Raw genomic sequence first — 25798 nt, forward strand, 5'->3', positions numbered from 1 at the left:
CGAGCGCAAGGACCGGTGCAGGCTTCAAGGATCAAGCTGGAAAATTTCAAAAAGGGGGATGCCAGTGATCAGCAAAACATTCGCGGCCGCAACACTGGGCCTCGCCGCCGCACTGGCGGCCTCTCAGGCCCGGGCCCAATCGGCGAGCAGCAGCGACCAGGAGATCACGCTCCTGAAGCAGCAGTTGAAGTTGCTGGAGCAGAAGCTCGACAAGCTCCAGAGCCAGACCGCTGCGAACACTGCCGCTGCGGCAAAGGCCAGGACCGAAGCCAAGGCGGAGGCGAAAGCTGAGGCGCGGTCCGAAGCGAAGGCCGTCGTCGCCAACGCCAACGCGGCGATCCCGCTCAAGGGACCGGCGCCCGCATCCGGCGTCGTCGTGACGATGCCGAACAACCGGCCGACCATCTGCACGGCCGATGGGGCAAACTGCGTCGGGATCACAGGCCGCGTGCATTGGGATGTCGGCGGCTACGACTATCGGCCCAACACGGCGGCAACCGTGCCGCAGAAGCTCGACAGCGGCGAGAACGTCCGCCGCGCGCGCATCGGTGTCGCCGGCAAGTTCTTCCACGACTGGAATTTCGCGCTGGTCTACGACTTCGGCGGCTCCTCCGACGGGTTTGGCGGCGCAGCTCCGGGTTCGCTGCCCGGCGGCGGCGTCTCTGGCGTCGAGAACGCCTATCTCAGCTATACCGGCCTGAAACCGTTCGGCGGCAAGATGGCCATCGAAGGCGGCATCATGGACCTACCCTACACTCTCGATGAAGCCACGAGCTCCAACGACATCATGTTCATGGAGCGCGCCTCGGCCGGCATCGTCGCGACCAGCATCGCCGCGGGCGACTTCCGCTCGGCTGTCGGCACGCGCTGGTACAACGACCAGCTCTGGATCGGCGGCTATGTCACGGGGCCCTCGACCGGCGCGATCCATTCGGCGTCGAGCGCAGCACCGAACGGTGCCTCCGAGCAGTATGGCGCCGTCGCCCGCGTTGCGGGCCAGGTCGTCAGCGGCAAGGATTACTCGCTGCATCTTGGCGGCAATGCCGAATGGCTGATCCAGCCGTCGCGCAACATGGTGACGGGTGCGCAGACGGTGACGCTTAACGATCGTCCGGAACTGCGCATCGATCCCACGGCACTGGCCACGACCGGCGCAATCGCCAATGCCTCCGGCGCGCAGGTCTACAGCGTCGAAGCGGCCGCCACCTATGGGCCATTGATCCTGCAAGGCGAGTATTTCTGGTACAACATCGATCGCAGCGCCAATACCGGTCTGCCGCCGCTGGGTGCGCCGAGCCTCAAATTCCAGGGCGGCTACGCGCAGGCCGGCTACGTGCTGACGGGCGAGGGTCGCAGCTACAATGCGGCGAATGCGGCCTATGGCGGCGTCAAGCCGGCGCACCCGTTCTCGCTCGAGGGCGGCGGCTGGGGTGCGTGGGAAATCGCGGGACGCTTCTCCACGATCGACCTCAACGATCAGCTCGGGACCGCCACCGGCATCGCGGGCGGCCGGCAGACCGTCTACACGGCGGCGCTGAACTGGTACGTCAACGGCAACGTCCGTTTCATGCTGGACTATTTGCACGGCACGGTGTCGAGGCAGGCCTCGCCAATCTCGGCCGCCAATGTTGGCTCGAAGTTCGATGCGGTCGCCATGCGGACGCAGTTCGCGTTCTGAAGGATGCATTGATGGAGCGCTGGGCCGCGTTTGTTCTTCCATGCGCGAACCGAGGAACACGGCACGCACGGTCGAAATCGGCCCACGAGCGACTATTTTACGGTTGAAGGTTACCTCCTGCAAATGCGCAAGAGAGGGCACCATGATGCCGCCCTGTCACATTCCGCAAGCCGACAAAGCGCTTACCCGAGCGAAGCGATGCAGTTCGCGTAGCCACCAGTCGCCGGAGTTCCGCTTCACAAGGCATTTTCAATGCATTTGATCAGATCATCTATTTCAAAGGGCTTTCTGAGTAAGCCCGCTGCACCGGCTGTCTCGAGAATTGCTTCCGTATTCGCTGTAACCAGTATTACTGGAATCAGCGATCCTCGGGCTTCAAGCCATTGAACTAGCTCAAGCCCGCTCATTCCAGACATATGAATATCTGTGACGACGCAATCATAGGATCTGTTAGCAGCTGTCGAAATAAAGCTCTCCCCAGAGGAGTATCCATCAGCTCCAAAACCCCGCGAGGAAAGCGAATCCACCAGTGCCACACGCAACGAATCATCATCGTCGATGACTGCAATTTTTGGCTCTTCTGGCACTCAGTATCCTACCCCGAACTAGATAGACGGCACGGTCGCAACACCACATTCGCACGGCCCCATGGGCGAAGGAACTATACGAGAGTGTTAGGTCGGGCGCGCGGTATGGTTGAGCATCCGAGAAAATCAGCGGCTTGATCAAGATCTGACAATAGTTCCCTTAACTCGTCAGCCGGGCAATGCGGCTTCTGTCAGACTGTTGTAGTCGGCAGTTTCGGCGTGGCTCCGAAGAGCTCTGCTGAACTGGAATATATGATCGCCTAAAACGTGCCATTTTGATAGCATTTCCGTCTGGATAGACTCTAGGTTCAACATCATGCTGTTGTCCGCAAACGAAAAACCACTTGTGCATGTGGTCGATGACGATGCTTCCATGCGAAGCGCGTTGGAAGGTCTTTTTGATTCAGTGGGCCTGCAAACCCTCACGTATGCGACTGCCGAGGATTTCCTGTCCGCGAACCGGGCGGACAGACCAGGCTGTATCATTCTTGATGTCCGCCTGCCGGACGTGAACGGCCTCGAATTCCAGAGTCGCCTGGGTCAGATTGGAGTAGGGATGCCGGTCATCATGATAACCGGGTTTGGAGACATTGAAATGTCGGTTCGCGCCATGAAACGCGGCGCAGTCGACTTCCTTCCGAAGCCGTTTCGGGACCAGGATATGCTTGACGCGGTCATGGCCGCTATTGAGCGCGACCGACAACGTCGGAGCACTGAATACGATCTCTTTCAACTCAAGGAGCGTTTTGACACTCTCTCGCCCCGCGAGCAGGAGGTGATGTGGCATGTCACCGCTGGTAAAATGAACAAGCAGGTTGCAAGCGATCTAGGCGTTAGCGAAATCACGGTCAAAATCCATCGTGGTGCAGCGATGCACAAGATGAGCGCCAAAACGTATGCCGAGTTGGTTCGAATGGCTGATGCATTGAAAGCGTCTCGTGGCAAACGGCGATTATAGATAAGGACATACGCCTCTTTTGAAGGCTTCGCAGATCGACGCTTCAAATAGTACAGCCCGGTGCTCTCTGCCCCGATTGAATAATGGCGAACAGCGGCACGCGAAGTTGGAAAGGCATCCGACCGCCTTCCTACTCCCGAGTGGCAGCACCATGCAGAAGTCGCGCTTCCCAAATCAGAAGCCTCGAAGCTGTCTTGCATATGAGCTCGCCCCCTCCTCATGTCGCTGCCACCTATACGTCAGTATTAGATTTTCCATCTTAGCGACATCGCAATCCCACCAACGTGCAATTGCTGCCTGGTGCCGATCGCCTTAATAAATCCACTTGTTGCCCAAGGCTCACAGGCCGGAGGGACATCAATCGAAAGTGGGTGAATGCCATGCAATCAAATGAACTCATGTGTGCCCCCACACAGCGGGGCGAGGATGTGCTGGGGCGAATATTGCAGCTGCGAGCCGTAGAATCCGAACACTTCAAATTCGGGCCTTATACCTTGATACCTGGCAGACGGCTCTTGTTTGAGGGACACGATCAGATCGAGCTTGGCGGCCGGGCCTTCGACATACTGGTATTGCTCGTGAAGCGGGCCGGCGAAGTTGTCAGCCTCCGCCAGATCTTGGAGCAAGTCTGGCAGGACGTCGCGGTCGACGATTCGAACATCAGAGTTCAAGTGGGTGACCTTAGGCGGGCATTAAGCCCGAAGCATCAGCGCTTTATTGTAACCATACATACGAGAGGATATGTGTTTGTCGCGCCGGTGCAACGGCTTCCGTCGTAAAGCGTGCCATGGCCCGCCACTTGGTCCCATTCCGCTTGGCTGGATGGTCGCACAAAATCGTCGTGTCGCCGAGACGGTGTAGCGGACGTCGCTTCGCCGGGCGGCGCGATAGTGGCCAACACCGCAACAAGCGACAACTTTTCACTCCGGCATGTCGAAGCACACATGTCTGACCAATCGAACTGCCTTTGTCTCTCTTCGGCCGAAGTATTGGCTCTGGATGAACCAGAACGTCCTATCCTTGGTGCTTTCTTCTTCGTCTCCCGGAACAAGGTCGGGGCGGGACAAAGGATGAGACCTGAACCCGCTTTCGCGCGGCGATCCTCGCTTGAAGTAGCTATCCGGCGCTTGCGAGGGCCAACTTTCGGATAGCCGGCAAAAGGGCTCTGATTCACCTGAGGTGGCGCTTGATGCTCGAGGCAACGGCATGGATTGCCTCTCCAGAGCGATGTCGATCCGGTTTCTTGGAGCAAACCGTTGACGCAGTCGCGGCGGCCCGGCTCATTTGAGCAGATCGGAGGCTGGCCTGACGCTATCTAGAGCAGGTGATCGATGCGGACCGGCAGATCGCGCAAACGACGGCCAGTCGCATGAAACACGGCATTGGCGATCGCAGGTGCCACACCCGTCATCGCCACCTCACCAAGGCCCTTGACCCCGCTGCGGTTAAAAACCGGGTCGGGTTTGTCGATGAATTCCACATCGATAGAGCCGATGTCGGCATTCACCGGCAGTACATAGTCGGCGAGATCGGCGTTCAGGAAACCGCCATAGCGAGGATCGACCTCGCTGGATTCGCGCAGCGCCGCGCCAATCCCCCAAACGACTCCACCTCGTACTTGGCTAGCCGCCGTGCGTGGGCTTATGACTCGGCCGCAATCGGCGACGCTCACCACACGCGGCACCCGGATGCGCCGCGTGCCCGGCTCGATGACAACCTCCACGAAATGAGCGATGTAGCTAAAGGTAACGTGGCTGCGGTAGACGGGACCCGCGACGGACGGCAACCCGGCGCGGAGCCGTCCGAGGATCTCATCAGGCTGGCCCGGGGGCTTTCTCTGTACCTCAACCTCCAGCGTGCGCCGGCCGGCGGCTTTGAGGATCTCAGCCGGGGTGCGGTCTGCAATGCCCGCAGGCGACATCTCGGCGAGAGCCATCAGCATTGCATCCGCAGCATCCTCGGCCGCCGGGATGGCGGAGGCCGTGCCCCAGGAGCCGGCGGTGAGGTGCTGAGGAGCGGCGCGCGTATCCCCGATCACCGCCCTGACCTTTTCGGGAAGAACGCCGAGCTTGCGGCTGACCGTGTTCGCTAGAGACGTACGGATGCCCTGCCCCATTTCGTGGCCACCGATGCTGATCACCACGCAGCCATCTTCGTCGGCCTTCAAATGCGCAACCGCCGGCGTGGTCAGTCCTGGATAGGCGCCTACCGCCACGCCCCACCCGATCGCACTGCCGTCCTTAGCGCGCATAGAGCGCGGCGCCATAGAACGCCTGGTCCAGCCAAATAGCTCGGCACCCCGCTTCAGGCACTCAGCCAGATAGCGCGACGAGAAGGGTAGCCCAGTCGCCACGTCGGTATCGGTGTCGTTGGCCAGCCGCAGTGCCACCGGATCCTGGCCGAGCGAATAGGCCAGTTCGTCGACACAGCATTCCATGGCGAAGCAGGCCGGATGCTCGAACGGGGCGCGCATATAACCGGGCGTCTGCACGTCGGTGCGAACGAGGCGCTCCACACCCCGGAAACTGCCAAACCCATAAAGGCGCGAACTGGTCGCCGTGTATTCGCCAGGAAAGAGGTCATGCCGGGAAGTTTGCGCGTCGACTTCGTGGATGGCTGCTAGCATTTTTCCAGTTCGTTCGGCACCGAGCCGGATATGGTGGCGGCTCTCTGGCCGGAAGCTCGCAGCATGAAAGAGGGTGGCTCGCGGGACGACCAGCTTCACCGGCCGCCCGGTTTCGCGCGCCGCCACGGCCGCTAACAGCGTTTGCATCTGCAACGAGTTCTTCTGGCCGAAGCCGCCACCGAGATATGGCGAGATCACTTCCACCTGCTCCGGCGCGATACCAAGCGCCGTCGCAACACCGTGACGAACGGCCTCGGCATTCTGAGTGCCCTCGTGCACGGTGAGCTTATTGCCTCGCCATTCGGCTACCGAGGCGATCAGCTCCATCGGGTTCTGGTGCTGCGGCGGGGCCTTGAACACCGCATCGATCTTGACTGGTGCTTTTGAGAGGGCCTGGTCCGCATCGCCTGAGGCGATCTCGGGGATGAAGTTCTTCAGCGGCGTATCTGCCTGATGGACGACTTCAACGCCCGGCGCGTCGAGGCTGACGCCGAACGGCTCCTCAGCATAGCGGGCTCTAACGAGGTGCGCCGATTCAACCGCCTGTTCAAGTGTCTCGGCGGCAACGAGGGCGATGGGCTGGCCGCGATATGCGATTGCCGGCGACAGCATGGGCTGGAGGCTTTGAAACCCATAGCCGCCGCCCATGATAAAGCCGGCGGACTTTGCAGCGCCCATCGTCTTGTGGGTGAGCACCAGTCTGACGCCGTGCACGGCGCTGGCCGCTTGCGTATCGATGTCGGTGATGCGCCCCTTAGCGATGGTCGAGACCGCCAGCGCAGCGTGAAGGAGACCCGGACGATTGTCGTCCGCCGCGTAGATCGGTTTGCCGCGGACCTTGTCCTCGGCATCAACGCGGATCGTATAAGGATACGGCAGGCTGGTCATAGCTTAAGCTCTTTGCCTTGCAATCATCAGGGCGTCTGCGACGGTACGCGCGCCGAGTTCGATGCGGAAGGAGTTGTTACGGCCAGGCTTTGCTTCGTGCAGGGCAGCATCGCCGGCCTGCCGTGCGGTTCGCTGCGAGAGCGTCTTGCCTGCCAGGACCTGCTCCGCCGCACGAGCGCGCCAGGGCCGCGTGGCGAGCCCACCAATAGCTATGCGCGCATCCCGGACGGTGTCGCCATCCATGTCCAGCGCAACGGCCGCGGAGGCGAGTGCGAAGGCATAGGACTCTCTGTCCCGTATCTTGTGGTACGTTGATGCTCGACCCATCGTCGTCTTGGGCACACGAACACGTAGGATCAATTCACCGGATTTGAGCGTGGTCTCGACATTCGGACTCGTTCCCGGCTCGCGGTGCAGAGCTTCCACGGCAATCGTGCGCTCTCCAGTCACGCCGAGCACGTCGATTTTTGCGTCGAACGCAACGAGAGCGACCGCTAAATCACCGGGGTATACAGCGACACAGGAACTGCTTCCACCAAGCAACGCATGGCCACGATCATTACCTTGCTGCGCCGCGCATCCGCTGCCGGGGTCTCGCTTGTTGCAGGCGAACGGCTCACCACCGCGGAAGTAGACGCACCGCGTGCGCTGCAGGAGATTGCCGCCGAGCGTCGCCACGTTGCGGAGCTGCTGCGAGGCCGCTCGCCATAGCGATTCCGAGATGGCGGGATACTCATCGGCGATCTGCGGATGGGCCGCCACGTCGCTCATACGGGCGAGCGCGCCGAATACGAGTTCACTGTGTCCCCCAGCGTCGATGTGATTCAAATCCCTGAGCCCGGTGATGTCAACTATCTTGTTTGGCGTCTCGAGATTGAGCTTCATCAGGTCGTAGAGCGTGGTGCCCCCCGCGATGAAGCACGTCCGCGGCCCGGCGCCTGCAACGCTGCGAACGGCGTCTTCAACGGTCTCCGCACGCGTATAGCTAAAAGTTTGCATGCCTCAGGTCCTCCGCATCTTGGCCGCAGCATCCTGGATCGCGCTAACGACGCCAACATAGGCGCCGCAGCGGCAGATGTTGCCACTCATGTATTCGCGGATCTCTTCAGTCGAACCGGCGTGCCCTTCATCGACGCACGCCACGGCGGCCATGATCTGCCCCGGTGTGCAATACCCACACTGCAATGCGTCATGGTCGATGAACGCCCGCTGCATCGGGTGAAGTTCACCGTTCGGACTGGCCAGAGCTTCGATCGTCTTCACCGCGCGCCCGTCGGTCTGCACCGCCGGCATGAGGCAGGACACGATGCGTCGGCCGTCCAAATGCACAGTGCAGGCGCCGCACTGTCCATGATCGCAGCCCTTTTTCGCACCAGTGAGGGCCAGATGCTCGCGCAGGAGATCGAGGAGTGACGTGCGCGGATCGATCGCGAGCGACCGCGTCTCGCCATTGACAGTCAGTGTGACGTCGACGCGTTCTGATTCACCGCGTGCGGCCTGGTCGGCCGCCTGCTCATCGGCCGTCATCGCCTGAGTCGTATTGTGCGCCCGGAACTTGCCGTTTCTCCATCGTTTTTCCCCGAATAGTTGTGCAACCAATCAAGATCGATGCGGGATCGATCACCACCCGTAGCCTGCCGCTCTAGTTTTTACCGTTCTCGAGCAAGCAGGAAGTGAAACCAATTCAATGCTAGGATGAGCGCGATGCACTACGAGGTTCGACAAAAGGAAGCACCGCTCCACGGCGATGGAGCGGGTAGTGCGCTGGCGCGCGACATCGTTAGCGCGATCCATGAAGAATGGTGACCGGGCTCAACGCCTCGACCGGCATTTCCTACGAAAGCCCATGCCCAGCGAGAGTTCTTGCGTCCCCGATCCGATCAGCGGAACGACTCTCTTCATGAGCAACGAGGTGATCGATCCGGCTCGGACGTTGGTCTTGTTGGTCCGCCCTAAGCTCGAGATCGCAGACGGCTAGGAAGGAAGTCTACAGCCGGTCTTTCGGGCCTTGCACATACGGCTTTCAAGGGTATGTGCAAACGGCTAATGTTCCTTAGGAGAGGGAAGGACAACGCGGCAAGGACAAGGATAGGCAAAGGTCGTGCCATCTCCCGGCTCAGCGGCAGGGTTTGCGATGGATCTGTCTTCTCGCTTCAGCGCGAGCGGACTTGGCGGCCTTCGAGTGTTGTCGGAGGACGGTGAACTCACTCTCGGCAGAGGGTGGCGTCACACAAGTGAAGGTATGCAAGTCGGCGTGCTGGTCAAGTTCCCGGCCGCGGAACGGCCAACGCGGACCGCCTGCGATCGCCTTGCCCACGAATTCTCCTTTAAGCATGAGCTGGACAGCACGTGGGCGGTACGCCCCCTTGAACTTGAGCGCGAACGCGGTCAGACCTTTCTGGTGCTTGAGGATGCAGGCGGCGAGCTCCTCGATGGGCTCCTCGGCGGGCCGATGGAGGTAGGAGATTTCCTGCGGCTCGCAATCGGCGTTGCCGCGTCCCTGGGAAGGGTGCACCAGCACGGCCTGATCCACAAGGATATCAAACCTGCCAGTATTTTAGTAACCACGGCGAGCAATGAGGTACGGCTTACTAACTTCGGACTCGCGTCACGGCTTGCTCGAGAGCGGCAGGCCCCCTCAGCGCCCGAATTTATCGCCGGCACGCTCCCCTATATGGCACCGGAACAGACTGGCCGGATGAATCGCTCAATCGATTCTCGAAGCGACCTCTACTCCCTTGGTGTTACGTTCTACCAGATGCTCACGGGAAGGCTGCCGTTCAGCGCGCATGATCCCTTGGATTGGGTTCATTGTCACATCGCTAAAATGCCGATACCGCCGTGTCAAAGGCTGGAGACGATCCCGCCCCCTATTTCGCAGCTCGTCATGAAGTTACTCGCCAAGATTGCTGAGGAGAGGTACCAGACCGCCGCCGGCCTCGAGCATGATCTTCGACGATGCCGCGCCGAATGGGAAGCGCAGGGCCGGATCGACCTGTTTCAGCTCGCAGAGCATGACTCCGCGGATCGGCTGTTGATTCCCGAGAAACTATACGGGCGTGCGCAAGAGGTCACCACCCTGCTCGGCGCATTCCAAAATGTCGTGGCGGTCGGCACTCCGCAAATGGTTCTCGTCTCCGGATATTCGGGCATCGGCAAGTCCTCGGTGGTGCATGAGCTCCACAAGGTTCTGGTACCGCCACGAGGTCTGTTCGCTGCCGGCAAGTTCGATCAGTTCATGCGCGACATTCCTTACGCTACGTTGGCGCAGGCCTTTCAAAGTCTGGTCCGGCACATCCTGAGCAAGAGCGAGACTGAGCTCCAAAGCTGGCGGGAGGCGCTTGCCGAAGCGTTGGGCGCGTACGGACGTTTGATTGTAGACCTCATCCCCGAGGTGGAACTTGTCATCGGCAAACAGCCGGCCGTCCCCGATCTACCGCCGCACGATGCGCAGCGCCGATTCCAAGCAGTGCTGCGGCGGTTCATTAGTGTCTTTGCGCGCCCAGAGCATCCGCTTGCGCTCTTCCTCGACGATCTTCAGTGGCTCGACGCCGCCACGCTCGACCTGATCGAAGATCTTCTGACGCGATCAGCCGTCAGACATTTGCTGTTGATTGGCGCCTACCGAGACAACGAGGTCAGCGCTACGCACCCACTTTTGCGCAAGCTCGATGCGATCCGTCGGGCGGGCGCAACGGTACACGACATCGTATTGGCGCCCTTGAGCTATCACGACCTCGGACACTTGATTTCGGATTCCCTGCGCTGCGAGATTGGACAAGCGAACCCGTTGGTGAAGCTGGTGTACGAGAAGACCGGCGGAAATCCATTTTTTGCTATTCAGTTTCTCTCTGCGCTCGCAGATGAAGCGATGCTGGTTTTCGATCAAAGTCGGGCGCAATGGTCCTGGGATCTCGATTGCATCCACGCAAAGCGCTACACCGATAACGTCGTCGATCTCATGGTCGGTAAACTCGGTCGTTTGCCATCAGAAACCCAAACGGCACTTTGCCACCTTTCGTGCGTCGGCTCCAGTGCGGTGTTCGCCCTCCTTGAAACCGTCTGCGAGACGTCGCAGGAACTTCTTCATCATAGCCTCTGGGAGGCCGTTCGAGGCGGGATGGTGCTCCGCTTGGAAGACTCCTACGCTTTTCAGCATGATCGCATCCAGGAGGCAGCCTATTCGGTTATTCCTGCCGACGCGCGCGCCGAAGCGCACCTGCGGATCGGCCGTTTGTTGCTGGCGCATACGCCGCCCGACAAGCGCGAAGAGATCATTTTCGAGATCGTAAGTCATTTCAATCGAAGCATGGCATTGCTCACCTCGCAAGACGAGCGCGAGCAACTGGCACAGCTCAATTTGACTGCAGGCAAACGCGCCAAGAACGCAGCGGCCTATTCATCGGCACTGACCCATTTTGCAGCCGGCCGCGCGCTGCTGGCAGAAGATTGCTGGACGCGACAGTACCCTCTCACCTTCGAACTCGAATTTCACCACGCTGAGTGCGAGTTCTTGACCCACGATTTGGAGAATGCCGAAGAACGGCTATCGGTGCTTGCGAGTCGCACGAAAACCCTTGTCGATCTAGCTGCCGTCACCTCTCTGCGCGTAGACCTGTACATAATGCTCGCTCGGTCGGCGCGCGCTCTCGACGTCGTACTCGAGTATCTCCGGCAGGTTGGCATCGAGTGGTCGCCTCATCCATCCGATCACGACGTCCGACAGGAGTTCGATCGTTTGTGGCAACAGCTTGGAACCCGTCCGATCGAGAGTCTGATTGATCTTCCCGTGATGAATGACACCGGCACGCTCGCGACCATGAACGTTCTGTCCAAGCTCGTGCCGTCCGGCAACAACACGGACAACAACTTCAACTACCTGTTGGTCACGCGCATGGTGAACCTCAGCCTTGAGCACGGCAACAGCGATGCATCGTGCCTCAGCTATATCTCGCTAGCTTTGGCCTTGGCCACTGACTTCGGAGACCACTCGACAGCCCTGCGCTTTGCCCAGCTCAGCCTCGATCTGGTCGACAAGCGCGGCTTGGATGCCCTAAAGGCCCGCATTTACCTCAGAATTGGGGGAGGCATCAGCCCATTGACCCATCATTTTCGAATTGGCCGCTCGCTCCTTCTACGAGCTTGCGATGAGGCAGATAAAATCGGTGACGTTCTTTATGCTAGTCATTGTCGCTCTCACGTTATCAAGAATTTGATCGCTTCTGGTGAGCCTCTTCACGAGTTGGAACTGGAGGCAGCGAATGGCCTCGGCATTGCGCGGAAGACTGGTTCTAGTTTTGTTTATTGCATCATCCTTAACAAGCTCTACTTGATTCGGAGGCTCAGAGGCCGATCGCTCGATCTCAGATTATTCGATGATACAGAGGTCAATGAAAGCGACTACGAGCAGTACCTTGAATCAGATTCAAATCTGACGAACCCCAAGTATGCATATTGGACCCGAAAGCTACAGGCGTGCGTCTTTACAGAAGATTATGCGTCAGGTGTTGATGCGGCCGTCAAGGCACAAGGCATGCTCCTTGGTCCGTCACCGGTCGAGCGCGCCGAGTACCACTTTTATGCTGCACTCGCCCGGGCTGGGTCTATCGAGGCCGTCGAGGGCGTTCGACCCGATCGGCAGACGACGCACTGGCAGGCTCTGACAGCGCACCACCAGCAACTTCAGATGTGGGCCGCGCGCTGTCCTGAGAATTTCGAAGACCGCGCAGCGCTGCTCGCCGCCGAGCTGGCTCGCCTGGAGTACCGTGACCTTGATGCCGAGCGTCTATACGAACAGGCGATCCGTTCGGCGCGCGCAAACGGATTTATCCATAATGAGGCGCTTGCTTGCGAAGCAGCCGCGCGCTTCCACGCCGCGCGCGGCTTTGAGGTGATCGCCGAGTTGTTTCTAGAAAAGGCCCACGCCGGCTATTTGCATTGGGGTGCCGATGGCAAGGTGCGGCAACTTGAGGCCCGCTATCCACAACTGGTCATGGCCGGTCTGCGCGGCCGGAAAAGAGACGCTACTTCCACGGATCAACAGCTCGACGTGGCTGCCGTCGTGAAGGCCTCGCAGGCGCTATCCAGCGAAATGCTGCTGCCCGGCTTGATCGAGCGGCTCATGACCATCGCCCTGCAAAATGCGGGCGCCGACCGTGGCTTGCTGATCCTGCCACAGGAGAGTGACTACCGCATTGAAGCCGAGGCGCGGGCGAATGGTGAGAAAATTGTCCTCCACTACGGCCCCGTAGCCGGTCCGGCTGTTCCCGAAGCCATCGTCCGCTACGTCATGAGGACGCAAGAGAGCGTAATCTTGGACGACGCGGCTAAGCAAAATCTCTTCTCCGGAGATCCATATTTTGGTCTTCGCCAACAGCGATCGATCCTTTGCCTTCCACTCATTCGTCAAGGCGCAATGGTCGGACTGCTCTACCTGGAGAACACACTGGCGTCGCACGTCTTCACTCCGAATCGCGCGCGTCTCCTTGAGCTTTTGGGCTCGCAAGTCGCAATTTCGTTGGAGAACAGCCGTCTATATGGCGTTCTCCAAGAACGAGAAGCTAAAGTTCGGCGCCTTGTTGAATCCAATATCATCGGGATATGCATTTTCAATCTTGACCGTCGTATCATAGAGGCCAACGACGCGTTTCTCAGCATCGTGGGCTATGGCCACGATGACGTCCTTTCGGGTCGTCTGAGCCTCACCGGCTTGACGCCTCCCGAATGGGCCGGAGCTGAAGAACAGCTCCTAGCGGAGCTGGCTTCTACTGGAACCTGGAAACCAAGTGAAAAGGATTTTTTTCGGAAAGACGGCAGTCGCGTGCCCGTACTTGTGGGTGGGGCGAGCTTCGGCGAACTCCGCCACGAGGCCGTTGCCTTCGTCGTCGACCTGAGCGAGCGAAAGCGAGCGGAGGCAGAGTTGGCGCACGCGAACCGTGTAGCGACAATGGGTCAACTTTCAGCCTCCATTGCGCACGAAGTCAACCAACCTATCGCGGCTCTGCTTACGAATGCCGGAACGGCTATGCGCTGGCTGGCTCGTCAGCCGCCAAATTTGGAGAAGGCGAAAACGTTGATTGACCGCGTCATCGGCGACGGCAAGCGGGCGGCCGAGATTGTGAGCCGGATTCGTGATTTCTCTAAAAAGGCGCCGGCTCAGAAGGAAGAATTGCAAATCAATGAAGCGATTCTGGAGATTGTCGCTCTGACTCGTGTCGCCATGTCGCAGCATAGCGTTTCAATGAAGCTGGAACTGTCAGAAGGGCTGCCCTACATTCTGGGAGATAAAATCCAGTTGCAACAGGTCATCCTAAACTTGATCATGAACGCAATTGAAGCGATGAGCGAGGTACGCGAGGGATCGCGCGCGTTGCTGATCAGCACCAGCGAGGCCGAGTCGGGTGGCATGCTCGTTGCGGTAAGCGATTCGGGTCCCGGGCTGCCTCCGGCGAACTTGGCTCGCATCTTCGAGGCCTTTTATACGACCAAATCGAGCGGTTTGGGGATGGGATTGTCGATCTGCCGCTCTATCGTAGAGGCGCATGGTGGGCGCCTGTGGGCCGCGTCAAACGAGCCTCACGGCGCGATCTTTCAAATGATGCTGCCGACCGGAAACATCGCTTGGGAGCCCGAACCGTGAAGGGCCTGATCCTGCAAAAAGGTGAATGCGGCTGCTGGTAGCCGGGCCATTTGAACCATAGCTGCCGAGATTAGTGAAAAGAGATTCAGGAGGCGACTGGATGCCGTTTATTACTCGAAAGAGCCCAGCGCTTGAGATGGTGGAGCCGACGACCGACGAAATCGCGGTGAGTTTGGATGGGGTGGGCCACTGGTTCGACGGACCGTCGGGCCGGACGCAAGTATTGAGCGACATTAACATCCAGATAAAGACGGGCGAGTTCTTCACCGTGCTTGGCCCTTCCGGCTGTGGCAAGACTACCTTGTTGAATATCGTCGGCGGCTTCATCGAAGCCAAGGCTGGTGAGGTGGCTACTTTTGGCGAAGCTGTTACCGGTCCGGGCCCGGATCGCGGCGTCATCTTTCAAAGTTATGCGTTATTCCACTGGCTAAGCGTTTTGAAGAACGTCGAATTTGCCCTTCACGGCCACAAGCTTCCGAAGTCCGAACGAGCGGACGTGGCGCTTCAATATCTCGATCTCGTCGGCTTGAAGGACTTTCGGCACCATTATCCCTATCAGTTGTCCGGCGGGATGAAGCAACGAGTGGCAATCGCGCGTGCACTCGCGGCGAATCCAAAGATCTTGCTGATGGACGAGCCGTTCGCAGCATTGGACGCTCAGATGCGCGAGGTCCTCCAAGAGGAATTGCTCGAAATTTGGCAACGCACACGAAAAACTGTGCTCTTCATTACGCATAGTGTTGATGAGGCGATCTTCCTATCGACCGACATTTGCGTTATGTCCGCAAATCCCGGCCGGCCGAAGGCGCTCCTGTCCAACAACTTGCCCCAACCCCGCGCGGATTGTCGAGCGCGGACTACAGCGGCATTTCAGGAAAGCAAAGAACGCATCCTCGGACTGATTCGGGAAGAGGTGCATCCAACCAGAATTCGGGGGCCGCTTCCATGATGCGCACGCGCCTTAAGCAAGCCGCCAACGCTCTGGAGGCCAGACCGGCACTTGTCGGAACGATGTCCACATTGTTGCTTCTGATCATCTGGTCCATTTGGGCGCGCGAAACGGAAACCATGCACTCCAGCTTCGTCGGCCCCTTAGAACTGTTGTACCAAGTCTATCTACTCGCCACGCAGGGTTATGGAGGCACACCGCTATGGGTACATATCGCCACCAGCCTTTTCCGAGCGGGCGTAGGCTTCATTGCCGGCGCGATCGTCGGCATCTGCGTGGGTGTAGCGATGGGTTACAATCGGATCATCTCAAGCGCGCTGGCGCCATTCTTTTCTTTCATTCGACCTATCCCGCCGATCGCGTACATTCCGCTCGTCATTCTCTGGTTCGGAATTGGTGAATTTTCGAAGATAGTCTTGATATTTCTGACGTCTTTCCTGTACGTCGCGCTCAACACCGCCGCGGGTGTGCGCGCGGTCCCGCAGGACCTTATCCGAGTCGCCCGCACATTCGGCATCAGTAATTTTCGGTTGTTCTATGCGGTCGTTCTACCCGAGGCGCTCCCCTATGTAATCGTTGGCCTGAAAGTCGCTCTAGCCTTAAGTTGGGCGGTGGTTGTCGCCGCCGAGTTGGTGGCGGCCCAGGCCGGGCTTGGTTACCTTATTATGGACGCAGCAACTTTCTTCCGCATTCCTGATCTGTATGTTGGGATAGTCCTCATTGGGTTAATTGGCCTGTTGCTGGAGCGCGGGCTCACCATGTTCGAACGGCGCTTCGTACATTGGAGCGGCAAATGATCGAGCCGCTGCATCGACATCACGGAGGAGAATTAACGAGCGTAATTTAGCAGACGGCGCTCCGCCGGCCGCTCCATCGCGATTTGGCGACACTCATCGAAGGGCGATAAGCAATGCAACGACTTCTGTCTCATGCATGTCTCGTGATGTGCGCTTTGATTGGCCTGACAAATGCAGCTAAAGCCGCGAACGAGATTCGGATCGGGTGGCAGCCAGCCGCCTTCTTCGAATTCTTCTATGCGCAAAAGGAAAAGCTGTTCGAGAAAGCCGGTCTCAAACCAACGTTCGTGAAGTTCACCACGGGCCCTCCCATTCTCGCAGCAATGAAGGCCGGCGACATCGATATCGCCTTTGGGGGGTTACCTCCATTCATCGCCGGCGTCGTGGGGGGAATGGATATTTCGGTCTTCTGCTGGCTTGAGACGGCGAATACCTCCTTGATTATGCAGCCGTCCGAGGAAATCACTTCTCCCAATCAATTAGCTGGAAAGAAGATTGCGACGATTTTTGGCACCTCTGCGCACTTTACCTTGCTGAAATATCTGAATGCTGAAAAGATTCCACTCAAGGACGTATCGATCGTGAACATGGCCATCCCGAGCATGTTGCCCGCTTTCACCAACAAGGACGTCGACGGCATCTCCGTTTATGAGCCTTGGGGCATCAAGCTGATGAGCGTCGGCGGGAAACCAGTCGGACCTTTTACGGGTGCAAGCGGTTACGAGCAGCCGGGGATCTACTGGGGGCGCCGCCAATGGATGGCGGATAATTTGCAAACCATGAAGATGTTCCTCGCGGCCCTCGACGAGAGTTTGCGGGCGATTAACGCGAAGCCTGAGGCCGCCGCCGAGGCCCTCGCTCGCTACGCTGGCATGGATCCGGCCGATGCGTTGAAGATCCTCACGATGAACAAGCAGGTTTTGGTCAAGGACATGCGCGAGGCTCTTGAGGAGTCCTCACTTGCGCTTAGGCAGAAGCCTGGTGAGAAATATTCCGGCCATGTCAGGTTTACCAAGGAGATGGCCGATTTCCTCCACCACAACGGCATTATCACGCGTGAACTCAGCTTCGAGGAGATCACGAAGGCCACAGCACCGGAATATATGGAGGCCTACATTGCCTCGCGACCGCTCACCAAGTGAACGAGCAGCCGGTTTTTTTGTGGTACAAGCGAGCTCACAGAGCGACTCGGGTTCGAGCGCCTGCTCGGCCTCTTCCTCGCTTTCCTCGTCGTCGGGGTGAGATGGGACGTTTGGAGGGCTCTGATGGTCGTCGGCGGAGCCTGTTTGCGTCCGGTTGGGCTGCGCTCGTTTAGCCGCTTCGTTTTCGCTGTTGCGACATGCTTTTTGTGTTGTGCGCTATAACGCACTCGCGACGACGCGTGGTTCGGGTAAGACGCGCGGGATTGATCGAGCATAGAGCGGGTCTAGGAGCGCTTATACGACTGGGTCGCTGTGCAGCACCCCTGGCTTCGCAGCAAAAGGCCGATGTCTCACCTCCAAAACTCGATTGCCATCTCAGCCGCGCTCAGCTTTCGCTGATCATTTCGATCAGCGTCTGTACTCGCCCTTGATTGACTGCTTTGCACGCGCAAAGTTTCCGCTACCCTTGGTGTTTTTACCCGGCTTGATTTGACGACGTGTGGGCCGCAGCGATTTAACCTCCCGCTGCGGCCTTCACCGCACGGCAGGCCAGCGTGATTCGGCGAGCGCCCCTCAAGCTGTACGCTCTATCGTTGAGTCCTCAAGTCGGAGGATCGTGAGAACGGCTAAAGCTCTGCAGCCGGAGCTTTCCCGTCTGCTCCGCCGATCGAGGCTTCGCAACAGCGGCTCGCGCCGGGCAGTGATCGCTTCCTCGCCACCAGCGGCCCGGACTGGGCCGAGCGCACCAAGCGGCTGGCGGCGCGGGTGCCCGGGCTAGACATTTTTTCGGATGGCCTGATTGAGCGTCAGAGCGGCGGCTGGATGATCACGGTCAAAGGGCGAGCCGTGCTCGAGTCCATGGAGGCGCGCCGAAGCGAAGACGCTGTGATTGAGAAGGTCGCAATAGAAGCGGCTGCCGCGCTGGTGCCAGCGTTGCCGCAGCCCATGGAGCGAGCGAAGGGCCGACGCGAACGTCGCCAGCGCCGGCGCGAAGCCCGCGAACGCGCGCGAGCGCATGCTTCCTGATGGCCCTAAGTTGCCGGAAGGGCCGAAAGGTTGACCGTTGGCTCGCATTGGAGACGAACAACTCCGCCCCCGACGTCCGAGTTGCTGCTGTGCCGGGTTGGCCCGGAGCGGACAGCGGGGCGGCGAAGCGGCCGGGCACCCGCGGCGCGTCGCGCGAGATGGGCCCAAGTGAACCGCCGCGCACGACTGATAAGGTTTGGCGACAATCTTTATCAGTCTAGAACCGTCTCCAATTCGGATCGTTACAAGCAAGCCGACTGATGCCGCGTCCTTAAATTGTCATCAGATGAGGCGCCACCTTCCGCCGCTGCGCTCGTCTTCAGGAGCGGATGGCGTCAATCGCGTGAGCTATTAGAACCGCAACGCTTGCCGCGATTATGATCACTAACAACCAACTGATCACGTCCGTCTCCATCAACATTATGGAGTGAAAGCGCTCAAACGCGCACAGTCAAAAACAAGTCGCCGAAAAGCTTAATTTCAGCGATGGGCTGAGGACTCAAGGCAACTCTTGCGTCCGCAGTCGGTCCTATCGGCGTAATGCCAGTAGCCGGGTCCCCACCGGCTAGATTGACTGGGTCTCTGTGCAGCGCCCCCTCGCTTCGCAGCGGCAGAAAAATCAGAATTGTTCCGCCGCTCGGAACAGAATGCCCGCTAGGTGGATTTCGGTTCCACCGAAATTGTGTTTGCAAAACAGACAAAGCTGCGGCAGAATTTTTGCTACCGGGGCTGGCTGCATATTTCACTTGGTGTTTTTAACCCGGCTTCATTTGAAGGCGCGTGGGCCGCAGCGATTTAACCTCCCGCTGCGGCCTTCGCCGCACGGCAGGCCAGCGTGAACCGGCGAGCACCGTGAGAACGGCTCAAGCGTTCTCTAGCCGCAGCTTTCCCGTCTGCTCCGCTGATCGAGCTTCGCAGGAGCGGCTCGCCCTGGGCATTTAGCCATTGAGATAAGTTGGCCGCGAATCGGTGCCGGTTGCACGAAGGGGGCGGAATCCGCATTATGGTTTTGCTGGGCGAAGCGGATCTACCGTGGCTCTGAAGAACCCCGACGCTATTGCGGCAGTCGTGACTGCGCTGCGGCTTACTTACGGCGACGAAACGGCACGAGCCATGCTGGTCGGCGGCATGAGCCTGGCCGCGCTGATAGAGGCGATGTTCTCCGCCTCAGTTGAGCGACGCAATGCCGTTCGATACGTTGCGTCTGCCTTGGACGACTTCGCCATCTCGCCGGAACCCGGCCCCGTCTGGCACCTTCGCTACGTTTACGAAAGTCATGGCTCGTTTCGTGTTGTCGATATGGAGATTGCGACCCCGACCGGCACACTGTCCAGTAAAGACGTCTGGCTTCGTCTGCCCGTCTAGCTACCTCGCCACCTCCGCGATGTGGCCGGTGCTGTCGACGATTAGCGAGCGCGCGGTGCCTTCCTTGACGGCCTTGTAGGTCTTTATCTTTCCGGCTGGTAGTTCCTGGATGTGGGAATAGCCGGCGGCGCGAAGCTTGGCGATGATCTCCTCCGACGTCAGGCTGAGCGCGGACGAGGGTCCCCAGACCAGTACGAGGGCAGCCATGACGAAAGATCGCAGCACTTGCCCTCGTTGTGCGCACGCCCTATCGGGTTGGCGCCTTTAGCTTAACCGCCGACCGGCCCCGACAACATCTCCAGGCCCGCCTCGATTGCCGCGATATCCTGCTCGATCTGCGCAATCGACAACCTGCAGTCAAAGCCCACCCAGGCTTTCAGGTCTCCGGCAAGTCGCCGGCGATGGATCCTCAGCTCTTCAAGCGACTGGCGGTCTTTCACTGTTGTGTAGCTATCCACAATCAACTCAATCGCACTGGACATGACGCTACTCCACAAAAACAACTCGGATCTAATCGAATGAGCTTAGTGCAAGCCGCGCGGTGGCCGCAACATCTGCGCTGGGTCCTACAAGCTGGCCCCTCCGCCGGTTTGCACTTCACAAATGGAGCGGCTGGGAGCGACAAGAGCCAAAGAGCGCCGCAAATGCCCAACCAGGATAGGTCATGATCATTGACGGGTTGGCATTGCCCTCATCGTCCAACGGCAAACTCTTCGGAAACGGAAGGGCATAGGACCTTGGTTTTTTCTAGCTTTTCCCGAACGGAGGCGTCAAACTTGCCCTATTGAGAACGTAATTTTTTCAGGGACATTGCGATGGGAAAACCTGCCGTTTCCCGTGATGCCTTTCGGGGACTATTCGCTTTCTATGCGGCCAAGGCTCATCACGACCACAAGCCCGAGGCCGAACATTCCCTTTTGCGGATGTTCGGATCTGCGGACGATATACCCGATACGTTGCTGCAGCAGTGGTCCGACAGAGCTGAGTTGCTCGGCTCCGAAACCGTCGGTCGCTTATTGGATCCACGCGTCCGTCAAATCACGAACGGCAACGCGCAATACGACCATGCCAGCGACTTTCTTCACACGCTGCTGAGAGACCTCGGGCAGAAAATGCAGTGATCGAACCGGCATGCCATTGGCGCCGCAGCCGTCAGACGCATAGACTTGGCACCTCGTCTCCTCAGCCAAGCTCCATGAGCCGGCGCACCCGACTGTGCTAGGCATCCCTACCGCCGCTATCGGGCTGATGCAGCCGACCCAGGCCTGCTAAACCACTGGACCGTGTCTACTGCCAACTAGGCTACGATTGCAGGGCCGTGTGAAATAGTTCACAGATTGGGAAAGAAAAGCTCGCTACCATGGAGAAAGCGGCGGAAATGCTCCGGCCTGCTCCTGCTCGGTCGCCTGCCCATCCCGCTTGACGATGAGTTGTTTGTCGTTTCACTCCCGGAAAGCCGACGACGATGATTGACAACGATTTGGTCCGGGCACATCGCAACAATATTCAGCGCTACCACCTCTTATTGCAAACCACTCTGACGGACTTCGAACGGCAGTATGTCGAAAGACGTCTGAGCGAAGAGCTATCGAAGCTGGATAGGCTAACGACACGTGCTCAAGCAAAGCGAGACGGCCAATCGGCTACAGATCACGCAGGGTAGAACACCCGATGAGGCACACGGGTTGCTGTTAATGGCTGCCGCAGAAAAGCTTGTGTGAGCAGCGGAGCAGCTTCAGCATTCGGAGGCGAGAGACAACTAGCCGAAGCACGGCAGCACCACCTAAACACTTGCGCTCGCCCTTCGGTTGCGGTTGGATCGTCTTTTTAGGATTTGATCCAATGGCAATTCAATTGCTTGTGGCAAAGGTTCTCAGGGACGAGCTATCTCTCAGAGGCATTCGATCGTTAAGCGCTGAAGATTCCGAGGCGATTGCTGCTCGCATCTTCGAGCGGATCACTGAGCTCGAGCTAGAACTTGCCGCCCGGGGCTTCAACATCCCTGCGAGCGGCGATGACAGACCAACGTGACGAGCTGAGCGTCATGTCCGTTTACGATCCGCTATTGCGGGAGCTGGGGCGCACAAAGGCGCAAATTGTTCGGCTCACGTTCTCGGAAATCGAGGCGATTCTCGGGAGGCCGTTACCGCCGTCAGCCTACAAGTTCAGTGCTTGGTGGGGAAATGAGAGTTCGCGCAAAGCTGGGCACACGCAGGCTATGGCGTGGCTGCAGGCAGGCTTCACGGCTAGAGTTTCTCTGAAACAGCGGGCGGTGGAATTCCATCGAGCCTGAAGGCTTTCACGTCGCGCCACCTTATGAGCAGCACCGTCTGCTCGCGCCAATCTAGCTCGGACGGGCTGTCGAGCACATTGCATATCGATTGCGAGGTGCAGCCTTTTACGGGAGACGCGGCAGCGACTGAAACGGTCGCGGGATTGGCCGAAGTACTTCCAAAATAATCATGGGCGACGCTCAGTCACTTTTTCATGCAAAGCCCAATCGTTGACTGCGCCGTCGGCCTGAACCGCTCGGATGTTGACCGTCGCCGGATCACCCTTGTCTCCCTTTTCGCCTTTCGGACCCTGCGGCCCTTGAGGCCCCTGCGCGCCGGCGGGGCCTTGTGGTCCAGGCACTACTTGGATGCCTTGGGCTCCCTGCGGGCCGGCTGGACCTTGCGCCCCTGGATCTCCTTTAGGCCCTGGGTCTCTCCCACACGCTGCAGGTGCGAACGCAGCGCACATTGCGGCTACAGCATCATTTTGTGCATTGCCAACCTCCAACGATTAAGATGACTGAACTTCTCGGCTGACAGCGGCGCAAGAAGCGTCAGTGGCCCTTGCCGATCGCATCTTGGAACAATGCCCTTCCACCACGATTGCCGCTCCATGAGGTGGCTCGTTGGCATCGTGGCGGCGTTCCTGATCTGCCTCCTTACTTATGCCGGGTCAGCCTCGTTTCTGTCTTGGAGCTGGTTTCGGCGGTGCGAAGCGGAGACGCCGCTCAGGTGGTGGCGCGAACGAACCTTCCGCGCCTCCGCCATTCGGTGGTCGATCAGGTTGTGTCCGCCTATCTCGACCGAATTGGCCAAAAGCGGCCGGTGCGGCCGTTCGAACGAATGGCAGTTAACGCAGTCGGTGCGACAATCGCCGACGATCTCGCGGTCAGGCTCATGACACCGGAAAATTTGTCCGTCCTGTTGAGGAGCGGCACCGTCCGCAACGCGGCAGAAAACATTACATTTGGGACGATGTCTTCGTTTGCCGAACTCGACGTTTCGAACATCTTTGTTCTCGCGGGACGGATAACGCCAGTGCAGCCGGTCGAGTTTGCGGTGAGGCTCGGAGCAAATCAGGACGCCGGGAGTGTTAGCCTGCATTATGAAGGGGCGAGCTGGAAGCTATCCGGCATCACTTTGCCGCCAAAGGTCTTGTCCAGCATAGTGGACCGGCTACCGACGCGCTGAGCCGACGCTTTTGGTGACCTTGCGCGCGGGAACGACCCCGGTCGTCCCCGGGGCTGGCGCCGGACGCGCCGGGGCCGCCCGACGCACTACCGAAGCAGCGCGCCGTTGCTATCTTGCGTCCCGCGGTAACTAGCTGGAGTATCATTTGATTGAAGCCGGCGCTAAACCCCGCTGCCCTTCTTCCGAATGAATCCTGGGGAGATGCCAATACGGTACCAATCCCGCCTGAAGCAAAAATGGGATATCTTGCCGCGACTCAGGGAGGCCCGGATGGCTAAAAAATCAATAGTAGAACGAATTTCAGACACTATGAAAGAGATCGTGGACACCGCCTCGACTGCAGCCGCGGAGGCTATGAAGCCCGATCCAGAAGCGGTTGCCGGAGTGACTAACGAGCAAGTCTACATTCCTGAAGCGACCGATGCTGCCGCTGTTCCGCCGCCGATCATCACTCGGAAGAAGAAGCGCGTTCCTCCCCCTTTGAGAGCTAACAAACGGGTCGCAGCTGCTCGTACAAAGAAGACACCATCCGCGGCGAACAAGTCTGCCAAGAAGGCGGCTAAAACACCACCCAAGAAAGCTGCAAAGAAAGCCACACCAAAGAAGGCGGCCAAGAAATCTGCGCCTAAGAAGGCCGCGAAGAAGAGCAAGAGTAAATCGCAGCGCTAGCGCTCATTCGTGGAGTGGTGCGTTGCAACGCCAGAAACGCCTCCAGTTGGCTTCTTCCACGCTCGAGACCTCCCTCCCCGCTCGTCGGTCGTAGCCCGGCCGTCCGGACAGTCGAAATAGAACCTTGTCATCACCACTAATGCGGGGCCTTGACCATTGATGTGCCCGGAACCTGATTGCCTCGACGGCTGAAGCTTTCTAGCTGGTTACTTTCACGACTCGAGCTGGACGGGCGAAAGCACATATTTTTCAGACGCCTCTCCTAAGCAGTACGCTGGAGCCCGATGATGAAGCCATCACAGATTTACAAAGAGAACGCAGACAACTGCGCCATGCTCGCTGAAGGAGAAGCATCTAAGGATAGTCCGGCTTACAAGCGGTACCGACGCATGGAAGAAGCGTGGCGAGCTTTAGCCGAGGAGCAGGAATGGCTGGACGGGGAAGTGCCACCCTTCGGGACAAACCGCGCCAACACAACCAAAAAGCCGCCTGGTTAGGGTGGCACCTACCAGCACTCGGTATTTTCAAGGTACTCACGATGCCGCTTTGATGGCGGAGAGTCTCGCCCTATCCCACAGAACACCCCAATGAACGCCGCCGGCCGGCCGGGAAAAGTCATCTTCGGCGAGATGGATGAGATGGATGAGATGGGTCTACGTGGCGTTGCGACCGCGACGTGGCAAGCTTATTGTCGAGTGCGATGGTTCGGACCTTGGGTAAGGTGCCGTGCCTACAACGCAGTGAGTCAAGGCTTGCCCAGAACGGGACGAGATCCGCGATTGCTGGCTAAATGTTGAACCACCGCCGGCGCGGCAAACGGCCCGCTTATCGGTAGGCCGTTCGCGCACGAGATCGATCGATCAAAACAGACCGGGGAGCAGCATTGCGACCCGCTCGCGATACTTGCGGTACTCGTCACCAAAGAAGGCGACCAAATCCCTTTCTTCCAGCCAAATTCCCACAAAGATGTAGCCTGTCGTGACCGACGCGAAGAGCAGATGGCCGACGGTCATCAACGGGGTGCACCAAAAGGCGATGATGAAGCCGAGGTAGATCGGATGCCGAACCAGTCGGTAGAGTCCAGGCGTCTTGAACTTGATAGGCTGGGCAACCCGTCCCATGAACTGCGTGATCACCTGCGTCAATCCGAACAGCTCGAAGTGACTGATCAGGAATGTGCTGTACAGCACGATGATCCAGCCGATGGCGCCACCAGCGGCGACGGCGCCGGCGAAGACCGGGCCATCGATGCCCCACACGACGGTGGGTGATGGTTGCCACTGCCAGAACAGCAAGATCAAGCTAAGACTCGCGAGCAAGACGAAGGTGCTGCGCTCGACGGCCGGGGAAAAGAAACGCGCGAAGAACGACTTGAAAGTGCGCCGTGCCATCCCGCTATGCTGCACAGCGAAGACCGACATCAACGCGAGGTCGATCATTAAGGCCGTGCTCCACGCCCCAGTCGTGCCGTCGTCGATCGTCTTCGGCACCAAGACGCCCGTAACGAAGCCGATCGCGTAGAGAAATGCACCCAGAAAAACGGCATACGAGAGCAGGCCGTACACGAGGCCGAGCGATCGTGTCGCGCGAGATGGCGTAGCCGGAAAAGCGGAATTTTGATCGGGATGAAAAACCATAGTCATGTGAATCTCCATCACTTCTGAAATTTATCTCGGGATGCGCGCGCTTCAGAGTCGTCGGCCGCTGCCTAGCCGTGCTGCCGCCCAAGCGATCAGCTGGTCGAGCGGACTGTAGCGAGTTGATCTCTGGACGAGGTGCGAACTCTCGGCTCGCCACTGCTGCCGCGTCACCGCATGCTTGGCCTGTTCGGCTATTGCCGCCGCGATCGCCTCGTTTGTTGCCCGCCTTAGCCGAGCGGCCACGACCAGAACGCGCCGTGATAGCGAAGGCTCCGGCTCGAAACGAAGGACAAGCAACGACGATCCGGGTCGGGTTGGTCGCTTCACGGGGCAGAATTTGCCCGAAGCACGGGTGTAGTTTTGAGGTGGG

Annotated in this window: 20 protein-coding genes and 1 pseudogene; 13 read left to right on the top strand and 8 right to left on the bottom strand. The window is 58.9% G+C overall.

The features are described 5' to 3' along the window. Positions 1 to 67 precede the first annotated feature (67 nt). On the top strand, positions 68 to 1678 hold the full coding sequence (locus C7G41_RS30680; RefSeq protein WP_106946072.1) for an OprO/OprP family phosphate-selective porin: 1611 nt from the start codon (positions 68 to 70) through the stop codon (positions 1676 to 1678). A 236-nt stretch (positions 1679 to 1914) separates the two neighbouring features. Here the strand turns inward: C7G41_RS30680 and C7G41_RS30685 are convergent, their stop codons facing one another. Beyond that, positions 1915 to 2265 carry a response regulator transcription factor gene (locus tag C7G41_RS30685; protein WP_106946029.1) on the bottom strand — a complete coding sequence of 117 codons (351 nt, stop codon included), beginning with the start codon at positions 2263 to 2265 and terminating at the stop codon, positions 1915 to 1917. Positions 2266 to 2581: 316 nt separating this feature from the next. Here C7G41_RS30685 and C7G41_RS30690 point away from each other — a divergent pair, with 316 nt between their 5' ends. Next, positions 2582 to 3223 carry a response regulator transcription factor gene (locus C7G41_RS30690; RefSeq protein ID WP_106946030.1) on the top strand — a complete coding sequence of 214 codons (642 nt, stop codon included), beginning with the start codon at positions 2582 to 2584 and terminating at the stop codon, positions 3221 to 3223. Positions 3224 to 3609: 386 nt separating this feature from the next. Here C7G41_RS30690 and C7G41_RS38415 read toward each other — a convergent pair whose 3' ends face one another. Further along, positions 3610 to 3894: a hypothetical protein gene (locus tag C7G41_RS38415; protein WP_245446786.1), complete on the bottom strand. Its 285-nt coding sequence runs from the start codon at positions 3892 to 3894 to the stop codon at positions 3610 to 3612. On the opposite strand from C7G41_RS38415, the gene C7G41_RS39075 reads away from it, so the two are divergent. Further along, positions 3802 to 4002, top strand: a complete 201-nt coding sequence (locus tag C7G41_RS39075; protein ID WP_373681173.1) for a transcriptional regulator — start codon at positions 3802 to 3804, stop codon at positions 4000 to 4002. The genes C7G41_RS38415 and C7G41_RS39075 overlap by 93 nt on opposite strands. Positions 4003 to 4538: 536 nt before the next feature. On the opposite strand, the gene C7G41_RS30700 is transcribed toward C7G41_RS39075, so the two are convergent. The 3 genes from C7G41_RS30700 to C7G41_RS30710 are packed head-to-tail and all read right to left on the bottom strand — an operon-like array spanning position 4539 to position 8264. Next, complete coding sequence (locus C7G41_RS30700) at positions 4539 to 6737, bottom strand: xanthine dehydrogenase family protein molybdopterin-binding subunit (RefSeq protein WP_106946032.1); 2199 nt, start codon at positions 6735 to 6737, stop codon at positions 4539 to 4541. Positions 6738 to 6740: 3 nt separating this feature from the next. Then, positions 6741 to 7736 carry a xanthine dehydrogenase family protein subunit M gene (locus tag C7G41_RS30705; protein ID WP_106946033.1) on the bottom strand — a complete coding sequence of 332 codons (996 nt, stop codon included), beginning with the start codon at positions 7734 to 7736 and terminating at the stop codon, positions 6741 to 6743. Positions 7737 to 7739: 3 nt separating this feature from the next. Beyond that, positions 7740 to 8264, bottom strand: coding sequence for a (2Fe-2S)-binding protein (locus C7G41_RS30710; RefSeq protein ID WP_106946034.1), 525 nt, complete (start codon positions 8262 to 8264; stop codon positions 7740 to 7742). Positions 8265 to 8871: 607 nt separating this feature from the next. Between C7G41_RS30710 and C7G41_RS30720 the strand changes: the two genes are divergently transcribed. The 6 genes and pseudogenes from C7G41_RS30720 to C7G41_RS30745 all read left to right on the top strand — a co-directional run bounded on the left by C7G41_RS30720 (position 8872) and on the right by C7G41_RS30745 (position 19655). Next, complete coding sequence (locus C7G41_RS30720; RefSeq protein WP_106946036.1) at positions 8872 to 14376, top strand: AAA family ATPase; 5505 nt, start codon at positions 8872 to 8874, stop codon at positions 14374 to 14376. 100 nt (positions 14377 to 14476) lie between these two features. Further along, positions 14477 to 15325: an ABC transporter ATP-binding protein gene (locus C7G41_RS30725; RefSeq protein ID WP_199198698.1), complete on the top strand. Its 849-nt coding sequence runs from the start codon at positions 14477 to 14479 to the stop codon at positions 15323 to 15325. Beyond that, the gene (locus C7G41_RS30730) at positions 15322 to 16122 is read left to right on the top strand and encodes an ABC transporter permease (RefSeq protein WP_106946037.1); all 801 of its coding nucleotides are present in this window, start codon (positions 15322 to 15324) and stop codon (positions 16120 to 16122) included. The genes C7G41_RS30725 and C7G41_RS30730 overlap by 4 nt, the downstream gene beginning before the upstream one ends. Before the next feature lie 113 nt (positions 16123 to 16235). Then, a complete protein-coding gene (locus C7G41_RS30735; protein ID WP_106946038.1) occupies positions 16236 to 17264 on the top strand; it encodes an ABC transporter substrate-binding protein in 1029 nt (342 codons plus the stop codon). A 711-nt stretch (positions 17265 to 17975) separates the two neighbouring features. Next, positions 17976 to 18290 (top strand): annotated as a pseudogene (locus C7G41_RS39080) (hypothetical protein); the annotation flags it as partial. Positions 18291 to 19322: 1032 nt separating this feature from the next. Continuing rightward, a complete protein-coding gene (locus tag C7G41_RS30745; RefSeq protein ID WP_106946039.1) occupies positions 19323 to 19655 on the top strand; it encodes a hypothetical protein in 333 nt (110 codons plus the stop codon). On the opposite strand, the gene C7G41_RS30750 is transcribed toward C7G41_RS30745, so the two are convergent. Continuing rightward, complete coding sequence (locus C7G41_RS30750; RefSeq protein WP_106946040.1) at positions 19656 to 19862, bottom strand: hypothetical protein; 207 nt, start codon at positions 19860 to 19862, stop codon at positions 19656 to 19658. It lies immediately after the preceding gene. A 62-nt stretch (positions 19863 to 19924) separates the two neighbouring features. Further along, positions 19925 to 20137, bottom strand: a complete 213-nt coding sequence (locus tag C7G41_RS30755; RefSeq protein WP_106946041.1) for a hypothetical protein — start codon at positions 20135 to 20137, stop codon at positions 19925 to 19927. Positions 20138 to 20470: 333 nt separating this feature from the next. Between C7G41_RS30755 and C7G41_RS30760 the strand changes: the two genes are divergently transcribed. The 4 genes from C7G41_RS30760 to C7G41_RS30785 all read left to right on the top strand — a co-directional run bounded on the left by C7G41_RS30760 (position 20471) and on the right by C7G41_RS30785 (position 23788). Beyond that, positions 20471 to 20776: a hypothetical protein gene (locus C7G41_RS30760; RefSeq protein ID WP_106946042.1), complete on the top strand. Its 306-nt coding sequence runs from the start codon at positions 20471 to 20473 to the stop codon at positions 20774 to 20776. Between the two features lie 721 nt (positions 20777 to 21497). Next, on the top strand, positions 21498 to 21686 hold the full coding sequence (locus C7G41_RS30765; RefSeq protein WP_106946043.1) for a hypothetical protein: 189 nt from the start codon (positions 21498 to 21500) through the stop codon (positions 21684 to 21686). 932 nt (positions 21687 to 22618) lie between these two features. Next, positions 22619 to 23119 carry a DUF2939 domain-containing protein gene (locus C7G41_RS30780; protein ID WP_245446790.1) on the top strand — a complete coding sequence of 167 codons (501 nt, stop codon included), beginning with the start codon at positions 22619 to 22621 and terminating at the stop codon, positions 23117 to 23119. A 270-nt stretch (positions 23120 to 23389) separates the two neighbouring features. Next, positions 23390 to 23788, top strand: a complete 399-nt coding sequence (locus C7G41_RS30785) for a hypothetical protein (protein ID WP_146159832.1) — start codon at positions 23390 to 23392, stop codon at positions 23786 to 23788. An 860-nt stretch (positions 23789 to 24648) separates the two neighbouring features. Here the strand turns inward: C7G41_RS30785 and mddA are convergent. Next, on the bottom strand, positions 24649 to 25431 hold the full coding sequence (mddA, locus tag C7G41_RS30795) for a methanethiol S-methyltransferase (protein WP_245446792.1): 783 nt from the start codon (positions 25429 to 25431) through the stop codon (positions 24649 to 24651). Positions 25432 to 25798: the final 367 nt, after the last annotated feature.

This window comes from Bradyrhizobium sp. MOS002 (assembly GCF_003020115.1).
GTDB lineage: Bacteria > Pseudomonadota > Alphaproteobacteria > Rhizobiales > Xanthobacteraceae > Bradyrhizobium.